We start from the raw sequence: 23832 nt of genomic DNA on the forward strand, positions 1-23832 counted from the left end.
AACTAGCTCGAAGCCGCGGCCTGAATCAGCATGTCCGCCAGGGCGGCGGTGGCCGGGGTCAGACGGTCCATCGGCTGCGACGCCAGATAGACCTGCCACCTGACGGTGTCACTCAATTCGATGGCTCGCAGATCGTCGAATTCCGCGCATTCCGACGCGGGCATGAAGGTGGTCCCCAGCCCTTGACGAACCAGTTCACCCACAACCGAGAAGCCGGCCGGAATCACATGGACAGGCCGCGACTGGGCGCCCGCCGCCAGAAAAGCGTTGTCCATCAAGGAGCGAAAGCCCCAATCCGGCGGGAACCCGATCAGGTCCTCAGCTGCCAGGTCGATCAGGCCGACCGTCCGCTCCGACGCCATCGGGTGATCAGCGCGGCACACGAAGAACATCGGTTCCTCGAACATCAACCGCATTTCGAGTTGCGGAGGAAATCTGTTGGGCACCGAGACCAGAGCCAAATCCAACGAGCCGTCGACCAGTGCCGACAGATATGCCGAGGCGCCAGATTGATTGAGTTGCAACCGAAGTCGAACAAAGGGGTGCGCTCGGTGAAACTCGCCGAGCACCTGGGCGACATTCATGGGGCCGTACGAGATCAATGACCCGAACTCGACGCTACCCATCAGCTGGCCGCGACTGGATGCCACCGATTCTGCAGCCGAACCCGCGACGCGCAACAGTTCGTGCGCCTGGGCGAGGAATCGTTCGCCGGCGACAGTGAGCTCGATCTGCTGACGGGAGCGATCGAACAACTGCACACCGAGCTCACGCTCCAGCTTCGCGATCGACGTCGAGATGGCTGACTGCACGACATGGACCCGACGTGCGGCGCGGGTAAAGCTCCGCTCGATGGCGACCGCCACAAAATGCTCGACCTGCCGTAGCTCCACGCGGCAGATTATCTACGTCGTAGATGGGACTTATCAATATCTGTCGTTAGACGTGCTGACCGATCGGATGTCTCATGGTTCTGGTGAACACCGGGTCGACGCAGCTCATCGGGCGCGACGCGGAACTCACGGTCCTGCGGGACACCATCGCGTCACCGCCGCGCGGACAGGTCATCGTCATCTCCGGGGCATTGGGCTCAGGAAAGACATCCCTGCTCGTCGCGGCCGAGCGCCAAGCTGATGCGTTGGGCCATCGCGTCCTCGGAATCGCCGGATTGCCCGGTGAGACCGGCACTCCGCTGGGTGGCCTCCATCGACTCCTGCGGGCATTGAACGACGCCGAAGCCAACCCATACGGCCGGGCCAACATCATCGAAACCCTTTTCAGCACACCACTGTTCGGCGATCAGATACACACCGCCAGACTGGCCACGGCGCTGCTCGAACTCTTGGACGCGGTACCGCGGCGACAGCCGGTCCTGGTCACAGTCGACGACGCCCACTGGCTCGACGAGCAGTCCCGCAGCGTCCTGTTGTTCGCCGCCCGCCGCAGCGCGGGCCGCCCGATCACTGTCGCGCTGACGCTGCCGGACACCGTTGCCGCGACGGGGCTCGCGGGTCGGTCGGCCGTCGAAATTCCGCTCGCACCAATGACTCTCGACCAGTCGATCGAGCTGCTGGAGGCTCAACCCACACCGCCGAGCGGACTACTGCGCGAGCAGATCCTGAAACAGTCCGCGGGCAATCCCGCTGCGATCATCCACTTTTCCAGCACGACTGCCGGCGCAACCCCCACGGCGGGATACACACCGGACCCACTGCCGCTGCCGATCAGCGTCCACGCGATCTATGCACAGCACCTGGCCCACCTCCCCCCATCGACGCGTGCCGCGCTCGTCGTCGTCGCGGCCGCGTCCGCAGCAGATCTGCACGGGCTGCACCCGGGAGCAGTGGCCGACCCGGCGGTCCTGGCACCGGCAGAGACCGCAGGCGTCCTGCGGGTTGAATCAGCACGCATCAACCCCGTCAATCCGCTCATCCGGTCTGCCGCGTATTACGGGGCGCCGCTGACCGCTCGGCAAGACGCGCATCAACTCCTGGCGGACGCGCTGAATGCGTTGCCGCAACGCCAGACCTGGCACCGCGCCCATGCGGCATCATCGGCCACCGGCAGTCCACATGACCGGATCCGCGCACTGACCGCACACGGGATGACCACGATGTGGCACAACGGGCGGGCTGCTGCCGTGACCCTCCTGACCGCGGCCGACGAAGCGCTCCGGCTGGATCCCGCGCTGGCCTGGGAACCGCTGCGCGTGGCGGCCGCCGCGGCATTCCTGTCCGGTGATCCGTCCGCGTATCGGGACACAGCGAAGGCGCTACAGCGTCTTGATGACTCGATGCCGGTGACCGCGGGCGGCTCGTCGACTTCGCGACTGTGGGTCCGGGCGGTGACCGACTCGCCGCGCACACAGGCCGACATGGCCTCGTTCAGCAGCCGACCGATCGAGGGCCTGGGAGTTCTGGACCTGAGCCTGATCGGGCTGGCGGCCGGCGTGACAGACGAGTCCGAGCTCAGCATCCGAACTTTGCGGATCGCACAATCCCTGATGACACAACATGATTCGACGAACGGGCACGCGCTGACGACCACGGTCCTGGCCTGGTCGTGTGTCGACACCGGGCGCTGGGACGAGGCCCTGCGGATCACCAGCCAACTACACACGCTCGGAGCTGTCAGCGATCAACCACTGGTGACCGCAACCGGGGACCTGATTCGAGCGACGGTCGCAACGCGGCGCGGCGACACCGCAGCGGCTCGGGTCCAGCTGACCGCGGCCCTCAACGTGCTGGACTTCCAAGACAACCGATTGCACTCCGCGCAGGCACACCACGTGCTCGGGCTGATCAATATCGTGGAGGGCAACGACCTCGGCGCCTATGGCCACCTCGCCGAACTGTTCACCACCTCCGGCGTGCCACTGCACCCGCACGTATCCTTCCGCGCTCTCGTCGACTTCGCCGAGGCGGCAGCGCGGACGGGCATGGCCGACGACGCAAGGCGCAGATTCACCGCAGCCCTGACGCACCTGCCGCAGCCGCGCTCCGCTCGCCTCGACCAGCTGCTGAACCACGCCGCGGCTCTGCTCAACGTCGGAGATGTCGGCGACGCCCTGGCCCGGACGCTCGCCGACCCCGCCGGTGAGCAGTGGCCCTTCGAACGCGCCCGGTTGCGACTCACTTACTCAGGCTGGCTTCGGCGCAGCCGCCGACGCAAAGAAGCCCGCCAGCACATCTCCGCCGCACTGGCGACCTTCGAGAAGCTGGGGGCCAAACCATGGCTGGAAATCTGCGCGCGGGAGCTGCGCGCATCCGGCGTCCCCACGACAGCGCCGGCGATACCGTCCACCGGACAGTTGAGTCCCCAGGAGCATCAGGTCGTCTACCTCGCCGGCCGCGGCCTGACGAACCCGCAGATCGCGGCACGCCTGCAACTGTCGACTCGCACCGTGTCCGGATACCTCTACCGGTCATTTCCGAAGCTGGGCGTCACCAGCCGGCATCAGATCCGCGACATCCCGCCGCCGCCCGACACATTTCCCCAATCGCAAGGTTTCGGCTAACCTAACTTTTCTATTCGCAGACCCGGATAGAGAGTGAGTGCAGTGCTGACCGAGACCCGCGCACCGTCGCGCCCAACCTGGTCCTTGCTGGGCCCGGCGTTCGTCGCCGCCATCGCCTATGTGGATCCCGGCAACGTCGCGGCCAACATCAGCGCGGGCGCGAAGTTCGGCTTCCTGCTGGTGTGGGTCATCCTGCTCGCGAATGTCATGGCCGGCCTGGTGCAGTACCTGTCAGCCAAGCTGGGCCTGACGACCGGCCGCTCACTGCCGGAACTGGTCGCCGAGAACTGCCGCACCCCAACCCGGATCGCATTCTGGGTCCAGGCCGAAATGGTCGCGGTCGCAACCGATCTCGCCGAGGTCGTGGGCGGCGCCATCGCGCTGCAACTGCTGTTCGACCTGCCCCTGCTCGTGGGCGGCGTGATCACCGGCGTGGTCTCCATGTGCCTGCTGTCGGTGCAGAACCGCGGCGGTCAGCGCGCGTTCGAACGGATCATCGCCGGGCTGCTCGCGATCATCACCATCGGCTTCCTCACCAGCCTTTTCGTCGATCCGCCCGCTGCGGGTGATGTGATCGGCGGCATTGTGCCGCACTTCGCCGGAGCCGAGAGCCTCCTGCTGGCCACCGCCATCCTGGGCGCGACGGTCATGCCGCACGTCGTGTACCTGCACTCCGGCCTGGCCCGCGACCGGCACGGGAAGCCGGAGACCGGCGCTCCCCTGCGCCACATGCTGCGCGTCACCCGCTTCGATGTCGGCTTGGCGATGGTCGTCGCGGGTGCGGTGAACCTGTCGATGCTGCTGGTCGCGGCGACGCACCTGCAGGGCGTCAAAGGCACCGACACCATCGCGGGCGCACACGCCGCAGTCGGCAACGCCCTCGGTCCGGCGGTCGCGCTGTGCTTCGCCATCGGCCTGCTGGCCTCGGGCCTGGCGTCGTCCTCGGTTGGCGCGTACGCCGGCGCGATGATCATGCAGGGCCTGCTCAACCGGTCGTACCCGCTGCTACTTCGACGGGCGGTCACGGTCATTCCGGCGCTGGTGGTGCTGGCCGTCGGCTTCGACCCGACGCGCGCATTGGTCATCTCCCAGGTGGTGCTGTCGTTCGGCATCCCGTTCGCGCTGATTCCGCTGATCCGGCTGACCAGCAACCGCGCCGTGATGGGCGAGAGCATCAACCACCGCGTCGTCACGACACTGGGATGGACTGTGGCCGTAGTGATTTCGGCGCTGAACGTGGTGCTGATCTACCTGACCGTCACGGGCTGATCGCGGCCGCGATCTCTCCGCTGCGGACGGCCACGTTCGACAGCAGCGTCGCGCCGAGCCCGTGGCTGTGTTCGACCGTCGCGCCGTTGAGATAGATGTCGCCGGGAGCACCCGGCCTGGCCACCAACTTGTAGTCGCGGGCGGCCATCGGGCGGCCCCGCTCGTCGAACTCGTAGCAGGACGCCAGCTCGCCCAGGAACGCCGACACATCCATCGGCGCATAACCGGTCGCGTACACCACGGCGTCGCAGCGCACGGTCTCGGTCGTGTTGTCGATGAGGTTGCGCACGCCGAGGCGCACCTCCGCCTCGTCCTCATCGGCGCCGACGACGGCGCAGGCCCGGTGGATGAACAGTCGAAGGTCTCCGCTCACGCGTTCCCCGTACTCGCGCTCGTACAGGTCCGCGATCAGGTCGACGTCGACGGCCGAATAATTCGCCGACCGGTGATAGTCGAGTAGCCGCTGCCGCTCGACGCTGTCCGCGCCGTAGAACTCGTCGACCGCCGACGGATCGAAGATGCGGTTCACGAACGCACTGTCGTCGGCGAGGCTGTACCCGTACCGGCTGAACACGGCGTGCACCTCGGCGAGCGGATAGGTGCGGTGCAGATAGGCGACCACCTCCGCGGCGCTCTGCCCTGCCCCCACCACGGCGAAGCGACCGCGTGCCACGGAGCCAAGGGCCGCCAAGGCGCTGAGCAGTTGGTGGCTGTGCCACTGGCGCAGGCTCGGCCGCGTGCCGGCGGGCAGTACCGGATGCAGACCCGTGCCCAGCACCAGGGTTCGCGCCGAGATGACCTCGTCAGGGTCCAGCCGTACCGCGAATCCGGCATCATTCGCCGTCACCCCGGCCACGCGGTGGCCGTAGCGCACGTCGGCGGCGAACTGGTCGGCCGCCCACTGCAGGTAGTCGTGGAACTCGTGCCGGCTGGGAAACACGTCATGACGACCGATGAAGTCGACCAGCCTGCCGCGCTCGCTGAGATAGTTCACGAACGAGAAGGCACTCTGCGGATTGCGCAGCGTCGCCAGGTCTTTGAGAAACGGGATCTGCATCCGGGTGCCGGGCAACAACATGTCGCGGTGCCAACCGAACCGCGGCTGGGCATCGACGAATCGACCGCGCACGCCACGCTCGGCAAGGGCCACCGCCAGAGCCAGATTCGATGGCCCGAATCCGATCCCCAGCATGTCGGCCTCAAACACGGGTCAGCCGAGCGAGATAGAGCTGATGCACCATGTCCCGATTGATCAACACCACGAAGTCAGCCATGTCGAATTCCGGGTCGTAAGACGGTTCCCCACAAATCACGCCGCCGATCCGCAGGCTGCCGGCGACCATCGGCGGAATCCGCACCCGGCCCGGATCGGGCAGCTCTGCCAGCGGAGTTCCGTTGACCTGTACTGGATTTCGTGGTGTGACCCGGAATTCCTCGGGCGCCGGGTGCTTCCGGAAGGCCCGGTCCAGGACGCCGCGCACCAACGCACCGCGCGGACCGCCATCCTCCATGCGCACCGACAGACTGCCGATCGCCCACCGATAGCCGGTCAGTTCCTGATACCGCAGGATGCCGGCCCACAGCATGGCCATCACCGCGCCGCTGCGATGGTCGGGATGCACACTGGCCCGGCCCAACTCGACCAGCGACGGCCGCAACGCGTCGATGCCGGCACTCATCTCGAAGTTGGTGTCGGTGAAGATGCCGCCGGCCGCCAGGGCGCCGTCCGGGGACAGCAACCGATAGCAGCCGACGATCGCCCCGGTTTCTTCGTCGCGGGCCAGCAGATGATCGCTGTATGCGTCGAAGCGGTCGGTGTCGATCATCTCGCCGGTGCGCGGTCCTCGAATCGCTTGTGGGAGAGCGGCACCCAACTCCTCGGCGAACGTCTGATATCGCAATCGCTGGGCCGCTTCGACCTCGTCGGGGTCATCGGAGATCACGACGCTGTACCGCCCCCCTGAGAAGAGAACAGCAGCGCCGACCATAAGGCTTGAACGTATCCGCATCCAGCCCCGGCCGTAGCAACTTTGGCTAATCCACAGTATCGGCGCGAATTGTTTGCCGGGCCCCTATCCGGATGAGCAGCGCCACGGTCACCGTGGCGACGGTGGCAGCCAGCGCGGCGGCGGTCAAAGCGGACTGCATGCCGGCCGCACTGGCCTCGCGCGCGAACGTCGCGAGTGCCGGACGCATCCGGTCGGGTACCGCCTCGAGCGCCCGCAGCCCGGCGCCGGCGGCCAGCCCGTCACTCAGCTGCCCGGCAGCGTCGGCGCCAAGCCCTGGCACAGCGGAAAGCCGCGCCGCGGCAAGGTCGCCCGCGTGCCGGCTGAACAGTGCACCGAGGCCGGCGACGCCGGCCAGAATGCCGATCTGACGCGCGGTGCTGACCGTGCCCGTCGCCATCCCGGCGTTGGCGACCGACACGAAACGCAGCGCCGCGTCAGACGTCAGCGCAGACAGTCCACCGAGTCCCAATCCCGCCACGACGGACCCGGCGATGAAATGCGTCCACGTCGTACTCGCGTTTACTGCGGTCATCATCCACATGCCCACGGCAATCAATGCGACGCCGGCGGGTACGGTCGCCGCCACCGGTATCCGCCGCGCCGCGAGCATCGCCAATGGGGCGCCCACCACGATGGCCAGCGTCAGCGGCAGCGCCCGCAATCCGGCGCCAAACGGACTGAACCCCAAGGTGTTCATGAAGTACAGCGCGAGGTAGTTGGTCGACGCGATCAGCGTCCCGCTGGCGGCGAACGCGGCCAGAGAGACACCGGCGAAACCGGGAACGGAAAGCAGCCGCACATCCAGCATCGGCTCGGCCTGGCGTAACTCGTGCCACGCGAAGGCCGCCAGCGCAGCCACGCAGAATGCGCTCAGCCCCAACATGATCGGGCTGCTCCACCCGAAGCGGTTGCCCTCGATCAGCACGTACACACCGGCGAACAACGCCGCCGTCAGCACCGCCGTGCCCCAGACGTCGACCGGACGGGAGTGTGCCACGACGGTTTCCGGGACGGCGAAGATGACGATGTACAGCGCGAGCACCCCGACCGGCAGGTTGATCAGGAAGATCGACGGCCACCCATACGCGGTGACCAGCGCGCCGCCCAGCAGCGGCCCGACGGCACCGCCGGCCCCCATCGCCGCGCCGTACGCGGCGATCGCGCCCGCCCGATGCCGCACATCGGGGAACGCGGCCGCGATCATCGGCAGCGAGACCCCGAGCAGCACCGCGCCGGCCGAGCCCTGCACCGCCCGAAGTCCGTTGAGCACGTCGATGTTGCGGGCCAGCGCGCACCCGGCGGACGCGAACATGAACACCACCAGCCCGCCGAGATACAACCTCCGCCGCCCCAACCGGTCGCCCACCGTCGCCGCGGTCAGCAGCAATCCGGCCATCGGCAGCGCATAGGCGTCGACCACCCACTGCAACCCGGACAGGTGGGCGCCGAGAGAAGCCTGGATATCGGCCAGCGCCGCCGCGACGATCGTCATGTCGAGCAGCAGCATGAACACCACGACGCAGACCGCGGTCAGGGTCAGTCTGGCGTTCACACCTGCAGTTTGCACCGGCGGGTGCGCCCTGCGTGTCCGTAAGGTCGAACACATGACGAGAGATTTCCGGTTCGGAGTCGGCCTGCGACATACCGACAGTCCGTCAGCGGTCCAGGACGCGGCGCGCCGCGGTGAGGACCTCGGGTATGACGTCCTCCTGGTGCCTGACCATCTGGGCGCGCCGGCCCCGTTTCCGGTGCTGGCGACGGCCGCCGCGGCGACCAACTCCCTGCACCTGGGCACCTTCGTCTTCAACGCGTGCTTCTACAAACCGGCGCTGCTGGCTCGCGATATCGCGGCCATGCGCGACCTGACCGAAGGGCGTTTCGAGACGGGTCTGGGCGCCGGTTACGTCAAGGAAGAGTTCGACGCCGCCGAGCTGCCGTTCCCCAGCGCCGGGAAGCGGGTGGAGTACACAGCGCACGTCACCTCGTACCTACGCACGCACCTGCCCGATGTGCCGGTGATGATCGCCGGTGCCGGCGACAAGCTGCTGACCGTCGCCGCGCAGCAGGCACAGATCATCGGGCTGACCGGCGGCGGACCGCGCACCGACGAGCACGATCCACTTGCCGAGCGAATTTCGTTCGTGCGCACCGCCGCCGGTGCCCGGTTCGACGAGCTGGAGCTGAACCTGGCCATCACCGCGGTGCCGACCGACGGGTCCGGGATACCGAATCTGTCGATGACCCGACACTTCCAGCCCGAGCTCAGCGATGCCGAACTGATGACGACGCCCGGCGTGCTCAGCGGCAGCACCGCCGACATGGCCGACCGGATCCGCGAACTCCGGGATCGCTACGGGGTGAGTTACTTCATTGTTCAGCAGCAGCATTCAGAGGCCTTCGCGAAGGTCATCGCAGAACTGCGCTGACGGCCGCAGCCGGACTGGTCTGTCCCAGGGGCTCGTAGACAGCCACCTGCATCACGGCGTTCAGGATCAGTTGCGCGACGCCGTCCCACGGCGTCGCCTGCACCGACTGGGTGGACGCGAACGGCAGAGCCACCGCGGTGGCGGGACCGGCTTTGGTGGCGATCTCGATCGTCTGCTGTGGCGATCCGTAGATGCCGGTGTGGGTGCCGGCGAACATGTCATTGATCCATCCGCCGGCGAGGATCTTCTCCGCTTCCACGTTCGACGATTTCGAGAAACCGGCGATCGCATACTCGGCGAACTGCAGCACCGGATTGGCACCCTGCAGCGCGTCGATGTGCCGACCTCCGATGAGCATGACCCCGTTGAACTGCCCGGGTCGAGCCGTTTCGAGCTCCTGCCCGACCAGACCGTCCCTGTTCCACACGTACGGTTCGGATGAAATATCGTAAATCGGAAGGTAATTGGCGCCAGTCAACTTCTGCAGCGTGGTCGGCACCACGTTGTTCAGATCGACGGAGTCCATCAACACGACGCCCTGCAGGTTCTCGATGGCGCCGTTGTCCGCCATGCGGCCGGCGGCCGCGGTAACCAGCGCGCCGCCGAGCGAGTGCCCGACGAGAACGAATTTCGTCGGCAACGTCATCTGGTGTCCGGCTGCGGCACTTGCACTTTCGGTCAGCGCCGAACGGTCACCGGCGAACAAGTTTGCCACGGCCTGCTGATCTGCCGAACCTCCGAGCCATCGAGCATTCGGGTCGAATGCATTGGAGGACAGTGTTGGAGCCACCACAATGCTGTTGGTGCTCTGCGCCAGCGCGGCGAGTGTGTAGCTGTACATCGGGGCGACGGCCATGAACCCGTGCTGGAAATAGATCATCCGGGTCGTCGTGTCGGCGTGCTCGGGGAAATACCAGTTCGCCTGGACCTTCTGCCCGGTGTCCGGCATGGTCAGGCTGGACACCTTGACGGTGACCGTGCTGCCGCGCGGCAGTACCGGCGGGCCGGCAAACGCGAGCATGGCGCCGCCGATCACGTTGAAGACGAACGATCCGATGACGTTGATCAGGCTGGGCCGTGCGGTTTTGGCGACGGTGGTCGTGGTGGGTGCCGCGGCGGTGGTCGTGCTGGTGGCAGCAACTGCAGCCGTCTTGACCACGGCGCTCGGCTGCGACGTTGTCGCTGAAGCTGCTTGCGCGGCGGCGACCATCGGCGCCTGCGACTGCGTGGCCGGCACGTCGTGCAGAAGCTTCGCGAGCGGGGCCGGCGGCTTCGGCCGAACCGAGCGCGCCCGAGCCACCTTCTCCGGGTTCGTGGGTTCGGCCGTCTCGCGCTTCTCGGATTTGGCCTTGTCGGGCTTGCCGGATTCCGTGGCCTTCTTATTGCGCGGAGGGTGGTCGGCAGACTTGCGCGCGTGCGCATCAGTCGATGGCTTCGCCTTCCCGATTTGCGACGACGCGGTCTGTGATGACGCATTACTCCCGCCGTGGTGGGGGCCGGAAGCGTCGTCGGCCCACGCCGGCGCGATCGGTAACCAGAGCGCCATAACTCCCGATGCCAGCAGTACCCACACAGATCTGGACAACCTCGTCATCAACCGCACGCTAGCCCGCGTCCCGGCCCATCGAGGAAAAATGAACAAATTTGTTCTGATGTTTCATTAATGATCCGGGCCGCTGGTCAGCGCTGCGGGCTGCGGCATACTGGTGATCCCATTGGCCCACCCCGGCAGGACCATCGAGTGTCAGCACCGCAGCGCAGGCCCCGAGGGCGGCCTGTCGGTGGCGGCAACAACACCGAGCAGGCCCGACAGGTGCTGCTCGACGCTGCGGAGCAGTACTTCGTCGAGGGCGGCAGCGCCACCTTCACCATGGAGGTCATCGCGGCCGAAGCCGGCTATTCAAGGAGCGCGGTCTATCGGCAGTTCGCCAACCGCAAGGAGCTGATCGCCGCCTTGGTGCAGCGCACCACCGAGCGGCACATGCTGGCGATGCTGCAACAGATGGCGGCCGACGCGACGCCGGTCGACCTGTTGGTCGACAGCCTGGTCATCGTCGCGACCCAACTGGTACGCGACCCACTGCTCAGAACCATCGCTGCCCAGACTCCCGATGGCACGGTCGTCGCGCTGATCGCCAACGACGGATCGCTGACCCAGACGGTCCAGTCGATGGTCGAAGGGATGCTAGCCGACACCACGACAACGCAGTTCCGAGCCGGCCTGCACCCACACGATCTGGCGCAGTTCATCATCTCGACAGCGCTGAGCCTGCTCTTGGACGTGGTGCCTGGAAGCAGTGATCCAACGGTGGCGAAGCGGTATCTCGAGACCTTCGTCTTGCCCGCGATCGTCGACAAGCCACCGCCGGTGACGCGCGTGTTTCCGGAGTAGCCGACACGGGTAGCCAACCCACGTGCTCAAAGAACTACGCTGCCGACGGATCGCCATCCTCGCCGCTGACGGTGTCGAGAGAGCCGAACTCGAGCAACCGCGCGCCGCGGTCGAGGAGGCCGGTGGTTGCGTCGAAGTGCTGTCGGTCACCGCCGGCGAAATCCAGGCCCGCAATCACGACCTCGAACCGGCAGGCAACATTGCGGTCGACCGCACAGTATCGGAAGTGCGGGTCGACGCGTTCGACGCACTGATCCTGCCGGGCGGCACGGTGAACCCCGACAAGCTGCGGCTCGACGGCACCGCGGTGGCGTTCGTCGGCGACTTCGTCCGCTCTGGCAAGCCCGTCGCCGCGATCTGCCACGGCCCGTGGACGCTGGTCGAAGCAGACGTCGTTCGCGGCCGCAGACTGACCAGCTATCCGAGCATCCGTACCGACCTTCGTAACGCCGGTGCCACGGTGGTCGATCAAACAGTGTGTATCGACGGCAATCTCATCACCAGCCGTTCGCCCGCCGATTTACCGGCGTTCTGCGAGGCCATCACCGAAGCGTTGGCGAGTACTCCGGCCCAGACCTGAGGCCGGTTCTGACGTGACAGACCAGGTGCCCTCAAGCATCCGACAACGCAACTTCGTCTTCCTCGCTGTCGTCCTCGGCATGCTGCTGGCCGCGCTCGACCAGACCATCGTCGCGACCGCGCTGCCGACGGTCGTCGCGGATCTGGGCGGCGCCGGCCACCAGTCCTGGGTCGTCACGAGTTACCTGCTCGCCTCGACGATCGTGACCGCGGTGGTCGGCAAGCTCGGCGACATCTTCGGCCGGAAGAAGGTCTTCCAGGTCGCGATCCTGCTGTTCCTGGCCGGGTCGGTCCTGTGCGGACTCTCGGAGTCGATGGGGATGCTGGTCGCCTCGCGGGCGCTGCAGGGCCTGGGCGGTGGCGCCATCACCGTGACGGCCGTCGCCGTGATCGGCGAGGTCATCCCGCTGCGCGAAAGAGGCAAGTATCAAGGCGCTTTGGGCGCGGTCTTCGGCGTCACCACCGTCGTCGGGCCGTTGCTCGGCGGGCTCTTCACCGACCACCTGGGCTGGCGGTGGGCGTTCTGGATCAACGTGCCGGTGGCGATGGTGGTCATCGCCATCGCGGCGGTGGCCATTCCGGAAATGGCCCGTGCCGGCCGGGCCGTCGTCGACTATGCCGGCATCGTCCTGGTCGGGCTCGGCGCCGCGGGCCTGACGTTGGCGACCAGCTGGGGCGGCACCACCTACGCGTGGGGTTCGGCGACGATCATCGGGTTGTTCGTTGCCTCGGTGTTGGCACTCGTCGGCTTCGTCATGGTGGAACGTCGTGCGCCCGAGCCGATTCTGCCGATGCGCTTGTTCGCCAACCCCGTCTTCACGGTGTGCTGTGTGCTCTCGTTCGTCGTCGGGTTCGCGATGCTGGGTGCGCTGACGTTCCTGCCGACCTACATGCAGTTCGTCGACGGCGTCTCAGCCACCGCGTCGGGACTACGCACCCTCCCGATGGTGGCCGGTCTACTCGTCACCTCACTGGGCAGCGGCGCGATCGTCGGCCGCACCGGCAAGTACCGGATCTTCCCGATCGCCGGCACCGCGATCATGGCACTGGGATTCCTGCTGCTGTCCCGGATGGACGCCGACACCTCGACTTTGACCCAATCACTGTTCCTGCTGATCCTCGGCACCGGCATCGGGCTGAGCATGCAGGTGCTGATTCTGGTGGTACAGAACACCGTCGACTTCGCCGATCTCGGCGTCGCCACCTCCGGCGTCACCTTCTTCCGCACCATCGGAAGTTCCTTCGGCGCCGCGATTTTCGGCTCGATGTTCGCGAACTTCCTGAGTGCCCGCATCCCAGCTGGCGCACCACCCGATCCGAAAGTGCTGCACAGCCTTCCGCACGAGACCGCCGCACCGATCATCACCGCCTATGCCGATTCCCTGAGTCAGGTGTTTCTGTTGGCGGCGCCGGTCGCGGTCGTCGGCTTCGTCCTGGCGCTCTTCCTCAAGCAGGTGCCGCTGCGCGACGCTGCCGCCAGCGGAAGCACCGACATGGGCGAGGGTTTCGGCATGCCGACCACCGAGTCGCCGGAGAAACTCCTGGAAGTCGCTGTCGGCCGGCTGTTGCAGCACAGCAACGGCATTGACCTGGAAGCGGTTGCGCGCACCTCGAACAGCCGACTGGGCACCGCACAATTGTGGGTGCTGATGCTGATCTACCGGTATGCCGCGGCGACCGGGGCCGCGGACCTGCTCGACATCGCGGACGACCGGCGCGTGCCACGGCAGGTCCTGGAACCGACCTTCGACCGGTTGGTCGCCACCGGATTTGCCATGCGCGCCGGAAACGAATACACACTGACCCCGGCCGGCTCTGCCGAGGTGAGTGCGGCTCGCAATGTGATCTCGAGCTGGATCACCGAAACCCTCACGCAATCAGACGAATTCCACGGCGCACCCGAGCGCATTCACGTCCAGAGTGCACTCGACCGCATTGCCCGCGGTGTGCTCATCGAACGGGAGTCGGCCCGGGGAACGAAACTCGGCCCACCACATCAGTCTGTCGCCGACCTGCCCACCACCCGGATGCGCGCCGCGCGGGCCGAGGAGCCACCGACCCGGCCATTCCGCACACACGCCAGCTTGCCCCGCGGCTGAGTCACCCCGTCCGGTGCGCGGTGTGCGGTTTCGAGGGCCCCTGCCAGCCGCACCCCGACCGTCAGCGCCTCCCCGACGGCCAGCGGCCCGTGCTGCCGGATCCATGCCGACAGTGTGTTGCGGCCGCGGTACGGCATGACGATGAACGGCCGCCCGGTGAACGTCAGCCCGCTGTGCAGCACCGGCACGATATTCGGGTGACCTGATGCCCGTCCCATCGCCCGTTGCTCGCGCTCGAAGCTCTCCAGGTCGACGTCCTCTGAGTCAGTGTTGAGGACCTTGATCGCGACGACCCGGTCCAGCGACGGCTGGCGACACCGGTAGACCACGCCGAACCCGCCGCGCCCGACAGGCTCTGCACCGTAGAAGCCTTCGGCTTCGAGCTCCGCGACGATGCCGGTCGCGACGCCGCGTTGCGTTTCGTCGGGTTCGGACACGTCAGACGCCTTCGGTTCGGTTGCTGCCTTCACTTTCAATTGCCGGCTCGGCGGGCCGGAATGGGGGCCACCCGCGGAAAATTGATGCTCCTTTGTTCCTCAGAGACAACGATTCGGGGCCTCATCGACAAAAGATTGTCTCGGCGGTACCTGGGTCGCGGTGCGCGCGAGCCGTACCGTTCTGGTATCAGCTTCCCGTTGAGAAACCGCCAAATATCAACGGACCAAATACATTTCACCAATCTCAGGAGTAGAACCATGCTCGAAGCCAAGTTCATCTTCGACGGCATCGTCATTTTCGGCATCGGCCTGTGGCCGCTGCTGCTGGTCGCCGCCGCCGCCGGCGTCCGGTGGTTCAACGCCCGTCGCAGCGCCGCTGCTGCCGCCGTCCACTCGGTCGCATTGCCGCACGTCGCAGCGCCGGCCCGCGCGCGCACCCTGGCCTACGCCGGCAGCCAGTAGCAAATGCGGGCGTGAGCCCGCCCCTAAAGCCATAGAGTCGAGCGATGGCTCGCAGTCACGACACCGGGGTGCTCTCCGCCGAGACTGCCGCAATGATCGTGGACCGGTTGAGCGACAAGCTGCCGGACATCGCCCGCTCCCTTCAGGAGTTGCTGGTCCAGGAGCGATCGGAAATGGCCGGTGAGGGCGAGCTGACCGCGCTGCTGTACGACGCGGTACAGGGCAATCTCGAAGCATTCTTCCCCGCCATCCGCCACGGGATACCCATCGATCGGATCGAGCCGCCCACGGCTGCGCTGGAGCACGCGCGCCGGTTGGCGCAGCGCGGCACCGATGTGGACGAATTGGTTCGGGCCTATCGACTCGGACACCAAGGCGTCCTCAAACTGATCCTCGACGAAGTCCGGGCCGCGCAGCTCGAGACCGAACTGGGGTGGCGGGTCTTCGAAGAGATCGCCGCCAGCTCGTTCACCTACATCGACCGGGTGTCGCATCAGGTGGTGACCGCCTATCAAGCCGAGCGCGATCGATGGCTGGCCAATCGGAACCAGATACGGGCTCTACGGGTACGCGAGGTGCTCGACGGCGGCGATCTCGATGTCGATGAGACGACCGACCTGATCCAGTACCCCCTGCACCGCAGCCATCTCGCGCTCATCGTCTGGTGCGCCGAGCAGGCCGACGGCGACGAACTGGACGCCATGGAGCGGTTCGTCACCGACCTGGCTGCCACTCTGGGGTCTCGAGAGCGTCCCCTGTTCGTGGCGTCGGATCAGATGACCGGGTGGGCCTGGATTCCCTTTGCTTCCGATGCCGCCGACACCGCGGTGAGTCAGATCCGCGAATTTGTCCGGCTCCGGGCGGACGCGCCATGGCTGGCCGTGGGAAACCCGCTCGACGGACTCACCGGATTCCGCCGGTCACACCGCGAGGCCATCGCCGCCCGTGCGGTGGCGATGGCACCGGGGGCGCCACCACGGCCGGTCACCGCTGCCGACGAACCTGGCCTCATCGTCGCAGCACAGTTCAGCTCCGACCTGGACAACGCCCGCTCCTGGGTCGCCCGGGTCCTCGGCCCGCTGGCCACGGATACCGACGGTGACGAGCGGCTACGGGAGACCCTCCGAGGGTTTCTGCGCAACAGCTCCAGCTTCAAATCCAGCGCCGACGAGCTGCACCTGCACGTCAACTCGGTGAAGTACCGCGTCCACCGCGCCATCGAGCGTCGCGGCAGACCAATCGAAGAAGACCGCATCGATGTGGAAGTCGCACTGCTGCTTTGCCATTGGTTCGGCGCCGCGGTCCTCGCTCCTTAACGCAACCTGTGGATTCCGGCAAAGTCCGTACACCATCCGGGTCGACAGGGGACGCTGTGAGGAGAACCAGCAGTGCCACCAGGCGCTGCCGTAACCGAGGAGCGCTTGGTGTACGCACGCTCAACCACGTTTCAGGCCGAGCCGGCGTCGATCGATACCGGTGTTGCGTACATGCGCGACACCGTGCTGCCCGCTCTCGAGGAGCTAGGGGCGGCAGGAATGTCCCTGATGGTGGATAGGCGCCTCGGCCGGTGCATCGCCACCAGCGCCTGGGAGTCCGAGGCGGTGATGCACTTGACGGCACACGCCGCCCGGCCGCTCGGGGAACGAGCAGCGGAGCTGATGCACGGCACCCGCAAGGAGATCAACGAGTGGGAGGTCACGGCACTGCACCGCGACCACCGCTCGCCGCAGGGCGCCTGCCTGCGGGTTGCGTGGTTCACCGTCGAGCCGCATCAGGCAGACCTCGCCACGGACTTCTACCGGACGTTGGTCCTGCCGGCAGTGCAGCAGCTCGAGGGATTCTGCAGCGCCAGCCTCATGCTCGACAAACCATCCGGACTCGCCGTGTCATCGGTGACGTTCGACAGCGCCGCGGCCCTCGACCGCAACCGTGAGCAGGCCAGCGAGGTGCGCACCGAGAAGCTCGGGCAACTGGGCGGCAACCTGGTCGATATCTGCGAGTTCGAGCTGGCAATTGCTCATCTGCGGGTGCCCGAACTCGTCTGAACAAGACCGTCTCGATGGGTCATCGTCTTCGATTGACCGCATTTTCGAATCTATGTTAAATTCAATTTTATGACTGAGGCATACATCGTCGACGCCACTCGCACTGCCGTCGGCAAGCGCGGCGGCGGGCTGTCCGGCACACACCCCGCCGACTTGGCCGCGCATGTGATCAAGACCGTGGTGAACCGTCACGACATCGACCCGGAAGCCATCGATGACGTGATCCTCGGGTGCCTCGACAACATCGGTTCGCAGGCCGGTGACATCGCCCGCACCGCGGCCCTCGCGGCCGGCCTGCCCGAATCCGTCCCCGGCGTGACGATCGACCGTCAGTGCGGCTCGGCTCAGCAAGCGGTTCACTTTGCCGCACAAGCGGTTATGAGCGGCACGTGCGACCTCATCGTCGCGGGTGGCGTGCAGAAGATGAGTCAGTACCCCATCTTGAGCGCGTTCGCCGCCGGCGAACCGTTCGGCGCCACCGACCCGTGGACCGGCTGCGAGGGCTGGCGGGCACGCTACGGAGATCAGGAGATCTCGCAGTTCCGTGGCGCGGAACTGATTGCCGCCCACTGGAAGCTGACCCGCGAGGCCAATGATCGGTTCGCATTGACCAGCCACCAGCGCGCCCTCGCCGCCATCGCCGAGGGGCGCTTTGCCCGGGAGATCACCGAACTCGCCGGAATCAGCGTCGACGAAGGGCCGCGAGCCGACACGTCACTGGAAAAGATGGCCGGCCTGAAGCCTCTGGTGGACGGCGGCGTCGTGACCGCCGCAGCGGCGAGCCAGATCTCGGACGGCGCAGCCGCATTGCTCGTCGCCTCCGAGAGTGCGGTGGACCGGTTCGGGCTCACCCCGCGGGCCCGCATCCACCACATGTCTGTGCGCGGGGCCGATCCCGTGATGATGCTGACCGCCCCGATCCCGGCCACCCAGCACGCCTTGAAGCGTGCCGGACTGTCCATCGACGACATCGATGTCGTCGAGATCAACGAGGCGTTCGCACCGGTCGTCCTCGCCTGGCTCACCGAACTGAACGCCGACCCCGCCAAGGTCAATCCCAACGGCGGCGCCATCGCCCTCGGCCACCCGATCGGCTGTACCGGCGCCCGCCTCATGACCTCGATGCTGCACGAGCTGGAACGCACCGGCGGTCGGTACGGACTGCAGACCATGTGCGAAGGCGGCGGGCAGGCCAACGTCACCATCATCGAGCGGCTATAGGCCATGGAGCGCACGCTCTACACCGCGGACCACACGGCTTATCGCGAGACGGTGCGCGAGTTTCTCGCGCGTGAAGTCGTTCCCCATCAACATGATTGGGATCGGGACCGCTGGATCGATCGCGCCGTATTCGCTCGCGCCGCCAAAGCGGGAATCTACGCCCTGCAGATCGACGAGCAGTACGGCGGCGCCGGCGAATCCGACTACCGCTACCGGATGGTGGTGTGCGAGGAGGTCTCCCGGATCAACGCCTTGTCGTTCGGTCTGACCGTCAGCTTGCAGGATGACCTGGTTCTGCACTATCTGCTCGACCTGACCAACGACGAACAGAAGCAGCGCTGGCTGCCCGGGTTCGCGGCCGGCGAGATCATCGGCGCGCTGGCCATGACCGAACCCGGCGCCGGCAGCGATCTACGCGGCATTCGCACCACTGCCCGGCGCGAAGGGGACATCTGGATCCTCAACGGGCAGAAGACATTCATCTCCAGCGGCATCATGTCCGACCTGGTGGTCGTTGCTGCCCGAACCGATCCCGAGGCGGGCTCGCGCGGATTCAGTCTGTTCGTCGTGGAGCGCGATACCCCGGGGTTCGAACGCGGACGCAAGCTCGACAAGATCGGGCTGCCCGCTCAGGACACCGCTGAACTGTACTTCCGGGACGCCGCGGTACCCGCGACGAACCTGCTGGGCGAAGCGGGAATGGGCTTGCCGTACCTGATGAGTCATCTCCCACGGGAGCGTCTCGGCGTCAGCGCCAAAGCGATCGCCACGACCCGCGCCATCTTCAGCAGCACCGTCGACTACTGCCGGCAGCGCCAGGCCTTCGGCAAACCGCTCACGGACAAGCAACACATCAGGTTTGAGCTCGCCGAGATGTCGACGGAGATCGATATCGCGGAGTCCTACGTCGATCGTTCGGTCTTGGCATACAACGCCGGAACGCTCAGCGCGATCGATGCGGCCAAGGGCAAGTGGTACGTCAGCGAGCTGCAAAAGCGCGTGATCGACCGCTGCCTGCAGCTGCACGGTGGGTACGGCTATATGACTGAATATCCAGTGGCCCGAGCCTATCTCGACACCCGCATCCAAACGATCTACGGCGGAACGACCGAGATCATGAAGGAGATCATCGGCCGCGATATCGCGGCCTGCTGATCCTCAGATAGGAGACCAGCTGTGGAGTTGTCAGCCGAAGAGCGGCAGGTCGTCGCGACTGTGCGGGACTGGGTCGACCGTGAGGTGCGGCCCGTCGCACGCGATCTCGAACACGCCAATGAGTACCCGGAGAAGCTCATCGACCAGATGAAGCAGATGGGCATCTTCGGTCTGGCGATCCCGGAGCCGTACGGCGATGCGCCGGTGTCCACCCAGTGCTATGTCGGGGTGACCGAGCAATTGGCACGTGGCTGGATGAGCCTGGCAGGCGCGATGGGTGGCCACACCGTTGTCTCCAAGTTGATCCTGAACTTCGGCACGGACGACCAGAAGAGCCGCTACCTCCCGCGGATGGCCACCGGAGAGATCCGGGCAACCATGGCGCTGACCGAACCCGGCGGCGGCTCCGACCTGCAGGCGATGACCACCGTCGCCCGTCGCGACGAGCACGGCTACGTCATCAACGGGGCCAAGACGTGGATCAGCAATGCCCGCCGGTCCCAGCTCATCGCGCTGTTGTGCAAGACCGACCCGGCGGCCACGCCCCGGCACCGCGGCATCAGCATCCTGTTGGTCGAACACGGTCCGGGACTGATCGTGTCCCGCGATCTACCCAAGCTTGGGTACAAGGGCGTCGAGAGTTGCGAGTTGGCCTTCGACGACTTCCGCGCGCCGCTGGACACCGTCCTCGGCGGAGTGGAGGGGCAGGGCTTCGCGCAGATGATGAAAGGTCTTGAGACAGGCCGGATTCAGGTCGCATCCCGCGCGCTCGGCGTCGGTCAGGCCGCTTTCGACGATGCGCTGGCCTACGCCCAGCAGCGCGAGAGTTTCGGCGTCCCGATCTGGAAGCACCAGGCTGTCGGCGGCTATCTGGCCGACATGGCCACCAAGCTGACGGCCGCCCGCCAGCTGGTGCTGCATGCGGCGCAGCGGTTCGACGCCGGCGAACGATGTGACATGGAAGCCGGCATGGCCAAGTACTACGCGTCCGAGGTCGCCATGGAGGTGGCGCTCAACGCCGTCCGCATTCACGGAGGTTACGGCTACTCGACCGAATACGACGTCGAGCGTTACTTCCGCGATGCGCCGCTGATGATCGTCGGCGAGGGCACCAACGAAATCCAGCGCAACGTCATCGCAGCGCAACTCGTCGCCCGCGGTGGACTGACCGCCTGAGGACTGGCCACCCTGCCGACGAACCGGCCCTTCGCCAACCTCGGATGGCGAAGGGCCGGAACAGCATCAGGCCGTCGGCGAATACACGGCCCGAATCTTGTCGACGACGATCTTGGCCGTCTCGGCACACGCCGTCGTCCCGCCGTTGGCGTACTCCTTCACCGCATCTCCGACATTCCACAAGTTCGCGATCGGGGTGTCGTGCGGTAGGTCGAAGCCGGCGACGGCGCGCTGCGGCGGCCAGCCGTCGCGGGTGACCGCGATCGACAGGATGCGGGCATCGGTGAAGCCGTCGATCTCCTCGCGCAGATCAGCCAGCAGCAGTTCGGTTTCCGCGTTCTCGTCGAAGTCGCCGACCGCGGGTTTGGGCACCGATGTCCCCGCATAGAGGTGCCAGCCCTCCGGCGCCATCTCGGGACACGTCTCGGTGAAATTCGCGACGTAGCACAGCCTCCGGGTCTTCGCGAAGCTCAGCATGCCCGGCGCCTTCAACAGCTTTCGCCGGCTGGCGAAGTTGACGGTGATCATCGAGCACGGCCGGTTTGCCGCGTCGACCTTCGCGACGTAGTCGGCGGGCAGATTCTGGCTGCCGACCAGCTCGACCGTCGCGAACGGACCGACATCACTCACCGCGAATTTGCAAGAGATATCGACGGTTTCATCGCCGTGGACGACGGTGGCTCCGGTGATTCGCCCGTTCGTCAGGTGCAGCTGCTGCACCTCCGACGAGAGCCAGACCGCTCCCCCGTTCTTCTCCACCACCTCGGCGAGCGCCTGCCAGATGCCGATGGTGCCCTCAGGGCAGAAGCCGAACTTCTTGAATGCGCTCTTGCGAGTGAAGTACGTCAGAAACACCCGCGCCGGCAGTTCCTCGGAACCCACCGCGAAGACCGATCCGCACATGTTGCGGAAGATGCCGTGCACCGACTCGTTCTTGGTGTACTTGGCCACCCAGTCGGCTGTCGACAGCTCGTCTTCCGGCAACCCCGAATCGTTTCGGGCCGCGCCGATTCCACTCACCAGCTTCGCGCCCTGGCGCGTCAGCTTGGACAGCAGGAATCCCCAGCCGCCGCCGGTCACGTCGACGTCTTTGTCGCCGATGCGGTAGAGAATCGGCGGTTCCGCGGCGCGGACGTCGAATTTGGCGCCGACCTCGTGGAATGTCTCCTCGGTGAGGCCGCCGGTTTCGATGACGATGGCGCCGTTGTTGACCTTGAACCCGTCGATGTCGCGCGTCGACGCCCGCCCGCCGACGACCTCGAGCCGCTCGACGACCAACGTCCGGTAGCCGAGGTGCGAGAGCCGCGCCGCGGCGAACAGCCCGCCCGCGCCGGCGCCGACGACGAGTGCGTCCCAACGATTCTCGTTCATCGTTCGCCCCGCATGATTCTCGCGGTCGTTCACTCTGGGCATGATTCTCCTTGTCCAACATGGGTTTTCAGACCGATCTGCTGCAGCAGATCCAGCACGTCGTAGTAGTCGCGGTGATATGACACGGCAGCTTCACCGTTCAGCCGCCCGATGCACGCGCCAGGCACAGCGAATGCACGTCCGGTCGCCGCGTATGTCTCGCTTCCGAGCGCGAGCTGACCGTTGGCAGTTCCCGACCAGACCCACTCGAGAGCGAACGTTCCGCCAGCAAAAATGGGATTGGAGAACACGATCCGTGAGTCCGGCGCAAATCGCAGCATGTGTCCGTAGAACCAGGCGATGTGCTCGAATCCGCGATATTCCTTCTGCATTCCACCATCGATGTACACGCCGTCGGACGCGAACATCGATCGCAGCAGATCGCTGTTCGGAGCAGACCACGCCTGGCTGTAGTTGTCGGCGAAATCATCGGGTTTGGGATTCACAGGTGTGGTCCTCAGTACGAAGCCGGCAGCTCGAGCATGGTTTGGGCGACGAAGTTCAGCACCATCTCGCGACTCACCGGTGCGGTGCGCATGAGCCGGGCCACGAACCATAGTTCGGCCAGTCCGTACTCCTTGGAAAGTCCGTTGCCGCCATGGGTTTGGATGGCCTGGTCGAGCGCCTTCAGCGACGCTTCGGCCGCGGCGTACTTGGCGATGTTCGCCGCCGCAGCAGCGTTCCCGCCGTCGTCGAAAATCTGGGCGGCGCGTTGGGTAGCCAGGCGGGCGAGCTCGACCTGGATGTGGCAATCGGCGATGGGGTGCGAGATGCCCTGGTGCGCCCCGATCGGAACCGACCAGACCGCACGGTCTTTCGCATAGGCGACGGCTTTCTCGACCGCGTAGCGGCCGATGCCCCCGCTGAGCGCCGACGCCAGAATCCGCTCCGGGTTGAGCCCGGCGAACACCTGCCTGAGCCCGTTGCCGGCGGTACCGATCAACGCTTCGGGCCCGACCCGAACGTCGTCGAAGAACACGGTGAACTGATGATCCGGAGAGGTCACGGTCGTCTCGAGCAATTGGAGTGTGACTCCCGGCGCATCGGTGGGTACCACGAAGAGCGACAGCGGGTTCCGCCCACTGTCCGCGGCGGTTCCGTCCCGCGCCACCACGAGCAGTGCGTGCGCTTCGTCGGCGGCGGAGATGAAGTATTTGCCGCCGGACACCACCCACCCGTCGCCGTCCTGGCGGGCGGTGGTCTTCACCTGGTGACTGTTGGACCCGGAATCCGGTTCGGTCAGCGCAAACGCCATCTTCAACGAGCCGTCGGCGATGCCGGGCAGCCAGCGCTGCTTCATCTCGGGCGAGCCATGAGCGGCCAGGATCGAACCGCAGATGGCGGGCGAGATGACCGTCAAGAGCAGCGGAATGCCATGTGCGGCCAGTTCTTCGATGACGATGGCCAGCTCGGACATGCCTGCACCGCCACCGCCGTATTCCTCGGGCAGGTGTACCCCGAGTAGCCCGGCCGCGCCGAGGTCCGCCCAGAGTTCATCGACCTTCCCACCGGCGCGCGAACGTTCCAGGAAGTACTCCGCGCCATATTTGTCGGCGATCTTGGCGACGGTGTCGCGAAGCATCGCATGGTCGGCGGTGTCAGCAACCAAGCTGGTGAGTGTCATTTTGATCCACA

The 23832-nt window shown here is 66.2% G+C and carries 20 protein-coding genes and 1 pseudogene; 12 read left to right on the forward strand and 9 right to left on the reverse strand.

The genetic code is table 11. The features are described from left to right. Positions 1-2: 2 nt before the first annotated feature. Positions 3-893, reverse strand: coding sequence for a LysR family transcriptional regulator (locus tag A7G45_RS01610; RefSeq protein ID WP_071286622.1), 891 nt, complete (start codon positions 891-893; stop codon positions 3-5). A 74-nt stretch (positions 894-967) separates the two neighbouring features. On the opposite strand from A7G45_RS01610, the gene A7G45_RS01615 reads away from it, so the two are divergent. Together A7G45_RS01615 and A7G45_RS01620 are read left to right on the forward strand one after the other, a co-directional pair. Beyond that, on the forward strand, positions 968-3517 hold the full coding sequence (locus tag A7G45_RS01615) for an AAA family ATPase (protein WP_260932877.1): 2550 nt from the start codon (positions 968-970) through the stop codon (positions 3515-3517). A gap of 42 nt (positions 3518-3559) precedes the next feature. After that, on the forward strand, positions 3560-4786 hold the full coding sequence (locus tag A7G45_RS01620) for an Nramp family divalent metal transporter (RefSeq protein WP_043390733.1): 1227 nt from the start codon (positions 3560-3562) through the stop codon (positions 4784-4786). Here the strand turns inward: A7G45_RS01620 and A7G45_RS01625 are convergent. From A7G45_RS01625 to A7G45_RS01635, 3 genes are read right to left on the reverse strand one after another with little or no spacing between them, the layout of a single operon-like run. Then, complete coding sequence (locus tag A7G45_RS01625) at positions 4776-5993, reverse strand: lysine N(6)-hydroxylase/L-ornithine N(5)-oxygenase family protein (RefSeq protein WP_452296532.1); 1218 nt, start codon at positions 5991-5993, stop codon at positions 4776-4778. The two genes, A7G45_RS01620 and A7G45_RS01625, sit on opposite strands and share 11 nt — an antisense overlap. Next, on the reverse strand, positions 5986-6774 hold the full coding sequence (locus tag A7G45_RS01630) for a GNAT family N-acetyltransferase (RefSeq protein WP_276554701.1): 789 nt from the start codon (positions 6772-6774) through the stop codon (positions 5986-5988). Before A7G45_RS01630 ends, A7G45_RS01625 begins: the two co-directional genes overlap by 8 nt. Positions 6775-6820: 46 nt before the next feature. Continuing rightward, entirely contained in the window at positions 6821-8335 is a 1515-nt protein-coding gene (locus tag A7G45_RS01635) for an MFS transporter (protein ID WP_081936517.1), read from the reverse strand. A gap of 64 nt (positions 8336-8399) precedes the next feature. Here A7G45_RS01635 and A7G45_RS01640 point away from each other — a divergent pair, with 64 nt between their 5' ends. Further along, positions 8400-9221 carry an LLM class F420-dependent oxidoreductase gene (locus A7G45_RS01640; protein WP_043390730.1) on the forward strand — a complete coding sequence of 274 codons (822 nt, stop codon included), beginning with the start codon at positions 8400-8402 and terminating at the stop codon, positions 9219-9221. On the opposite strand, the gene A7G45_RS01645 is transcribed toward A7G45_RS01640, so the two are convergent. Continuing rightward, positions 9202-10767: an alpha/beta fold hydrolase gene (locus A7G45_RS01645; RefSeq protein ID WP_051954489.1), complete on the reverse strand. Its 1566-nt coding sequence runs from the start codon at positions 10765-10767 to the stop codon at positions 9202-9204. The two genes, A7G45_RS01640 and A7G45_RS01645, sit on opposite strands and share 20 nt — an antisense overlap. A 195-nt stretch (positions 10768-10962) precedes the next feature. On the opposite strand from A7G45_RS01645, the gene A7G45_RS01650 reads away from it, so the two are divergent. From A7G45_RS01650 to A7G45_RS01660, 3 genes are all read left to right on the forward strand, one after another. Then, positions 10963-11613, forward strand: coding sequence for a TetR/AcrR family transcriptional regulator (locus tag A7G45_RS01650; RefSeq protein ID WP_043390728.1), 651 nt, complete (start codon positions 10963-10965; stop codon positions 11611-11613). Between the two features lie 22 nt (positions 11614-11635). After that, the gene (locus A7G45_RS01655; protein ID WP_043390726.1) at positions 11636-12193 is read left to right on the forward strand and encodes a type 1 glutamine amidotransferase domain-containing protein; all 558 of its coding nucleotides are present in this window, start codon (positions 11636-11638) and stop codon (positions 12191-12193) included. Between the two features lie 79 nt (positions 12194-12272). Then, positions 12273-14291: an MDR family MFS transporter gene (locus A7G45_RS01660; RefSeq protein WP_377042108.1), complete on the forward strand. Its 2019-nt coding sequence runs from the start codon at positions 12273-12275 to the stop codon at positions 14289-14291. 17 nt (positions 14292-14308) lie between these two features. Here the strand turns inward: A7G45_RS01660 and A7G45_RS01665 are convergent. Further along, a pseudogene (locus A7G45_RS01665) lies at positions 14309-14728 on the reverse strand (protein kinase domain-containing protein); the annotation flags it as partial. A gap of 258 nt (positions 14729-14986) precedes the next feature. Here A7G45_RS01665 and A7G45_RS01670 point away from each other — a divergent pair. From A7G45_RS01670 to A7G45_RS01695, 6 genes are all read left to right on the forward strand, one after another. Further along, positions 14987-15190 (forward strand): hypothetical protein, encoded by a 204-nt coding sequence (locus tag A7G45_RS01670; RefSeq protein ID WP_043390723.1) that lies wholly within the window; start codon positions 14987-14989, stop codon positions 15188-15190. A gap of 44 nt (positions 15191-15234) precedes the next feature. Continuing rightward, a complete protein-coding gene (locus tag A7G45_RS01675; protein WP_260932893.1) occupies positions 15235-16506 on the forward strand; it encodes a PucR family transcriptional regulator in 1272 nt (423 codons plus the stop codon). A 108-nt stretch (positions 16507-16614) separates the two neighbouring features. Continuing rightward, positions 16615-17235 carry a hypothetical protein gene (locus A7G45_RS01680; protein WP_043390719.1) on the forward strand — a complete coding sequence of 207 codons (621 nt, stop codon included), beginning with the start codon at positions 16615-16617 and terminating at the stop codon, positions 17233-17235. 69 nt (positions 17236-17304) lie between these two features. Next, the gene (locus tag A7G45_RS01685) at positions 17305-18456 is read left to right on the forward strand and encodes an acetyl-CoA C-acetyltransferase (RefSeq protein ID WP_260932896.1); all 1152 of its coding nucleotides are present in this window, start codon (positions 17305-17307) and stop codon (positions 18454-18456) included. 3 nt (positions 18457-18459) lie between these two features. Next, positions 18460-19611, forward strand: a complete 1152-nt coding sequence (locus A7G45_RS01690) for an acyl-CoA dehydrogenase family protein (RefSeq protein WP_260932900.1) — start codon at positions 18460-18462, stop codon at positions 19609-19611. Between the two features lie 21 nt (positions 19612-19632). Continuing rightward, positions 19633-20787: an acyl-CoA dehydrogenase family protein gene (locus tag A7G45_RS01695; protein ID WP_260932903.1), complete on the forward strand. Its 1155-nt coding sequence runs from the start codon at positions 19633-19635 to the stop codon at positions 20785-20787. Positions 20788-20853: 66 nt separating this feature from the next. Here the strand turns inward: A7G45_RS01695 and A7G45_RS01700 are convergent, their stop codons facing one another. The 3 genes from A7G45_RS01700 to A7G45_RS01710 are packed head-to-tail and all read right to left on the reverse strand — an operon-like array spanning position 20854 to position 23821. Continuing rightward, positions 20854-22158 carry a phytoene desaturase family protein gene (locus A7G45_RS01700; RefSeq protein ID WP_260937892.1) on the reverse strand — a complete coding sequence of 435 codons (1305 nt, stop codon included), beginning with the start codon at positions 22156-22158 and terminating at the stop codon, positions 20854-20856. A gap of 29 nt (positions 22159-22187) precedes the next feature. After that, positions 22188-22754: a nuclear transport factor 2 family protein gene (locus A7G45_RS01705; protein ID WP_260932905.1), complete on the reverse strand. Its 567-nt coding sequence runs from the start codon at positions 22752-22754 to the stop codon at positions 22188-22190. Beyond that, entirely contained in the window at positions 22655-23821 is a 1167-nt protein-coding gene (locus A7G45_RS01710) for an acyl-CoA dehydrogenase family protein (protein WP_260932907.1), read from the reverse strand. Before A7G45_RS01710 ends, A7G45_RS01705 begins: the two co-directional genes overlap by 100 nt. Positions 23822-23832 lie beyond the last annotated feature (11 nt).

The sequence above is a fragment of the Mycolicibacterium llatzerense genome (genome assembly GCF_025331195.1).
Lineage (GTDB): Bacteria > Actinomycetota > Actinomycetes > Mycobacteriales > Mycobacteriaceae > Mycobacterium > Mycobacterium llatzerense.

What these genes read in the sequence shown, in the direction of transcription:
- A7G45_RS01615 (WP_260932877.1), top strand. Translation starts at nt 968, where the DNA reads ATGGTTCTGGTGAACACCGGGTCGACGCAGCTCATCGGGCGCGACGCG.
- A7G45_RS01630 (WP_276554701.1), bottom strand. Translation starts at nt 6,774, where the DNA reads ATGGTCGGCGCTGCTGTTCTCTTCTCAGGGGGGCGGTACAGCGTCGTG.
- A7G45_RS01640 (WP_043390730.1), top strand. Translation starts at nt 8,400, where the DNA reads ATGACGAGAGATTTCCGGTTCGGAGTCGGCCTGCGACATACCGACAGT.
- A7G45_RS01645 (WP_051954489.1), bottom strand. Translation starts at nt 10,767, where the DNA reads ATGGCGCTCTGGTTACCGATCGCGCCGGCGTGGGCCGACGACGCTTCC.
- A7G45_RS01660 (WP_377042108.1), top strand. Translation starts at nt 12,273, where the DNA reads ATGCTGCTGGCCGCGCTCGACCAGACCATCGTCGCGACCGCGCTGCCG.
- A7G45_RS01670 (WP_043390723.1), top strand. Translation starts at nt 14,987, where the DNA reads ATGCTCGAAGCCAAGTTCATCTTCGACGGCATCGTCATTTTCGGCATC.
- A7G45_RS01675 (WP_260932893.1), top strand. Translation starts at nt 15,235, where the DNA reads ATGGCTCGCAGTCACGACACCGGGGTGCTCTCCGCCGAGACTGCCGCA.
- A7G45_RS01685 (WP_260932896.1), top strand. Translation starts at nt 17,305, where the DNA reads ATGACTGAGGCATACATCGTCGACGCCACTCGCACTGCCGTCGGCAAG.
- A7G45_RS01690 (WP_260932900.1), top strand. Translation starts at nt 18,460, where the DNA reads ATGGAGCGCACGCTCTACACCGCGGACCACACGGCTTATCGCGAGACG.
- A7G45_RS01700 (WP_260937892.1), bottom strand. Translation starts at nt 22,158, where the DNA reads ATGAACGAGAATCGTTGGGACGCACTCGTCGTCGGCGCCGGCGCGGGC.
- A7G45_RS01705 (WP_260932905.1), bottom strand. Translation starts at nt 22,754, where the DNA reads ATGGTTCGTGGCCCGGCTCATGCGCACCGCACCGGTGAGTCGCGAGAT.
- A7G45_RS01710 (WP_260932907.1), bottom strand. Translation starts at nt 23,821, where the DNA reads ATGACACTCACCAGCTTGGTTGCTGACACCGCCGACCATGCGATGCTT.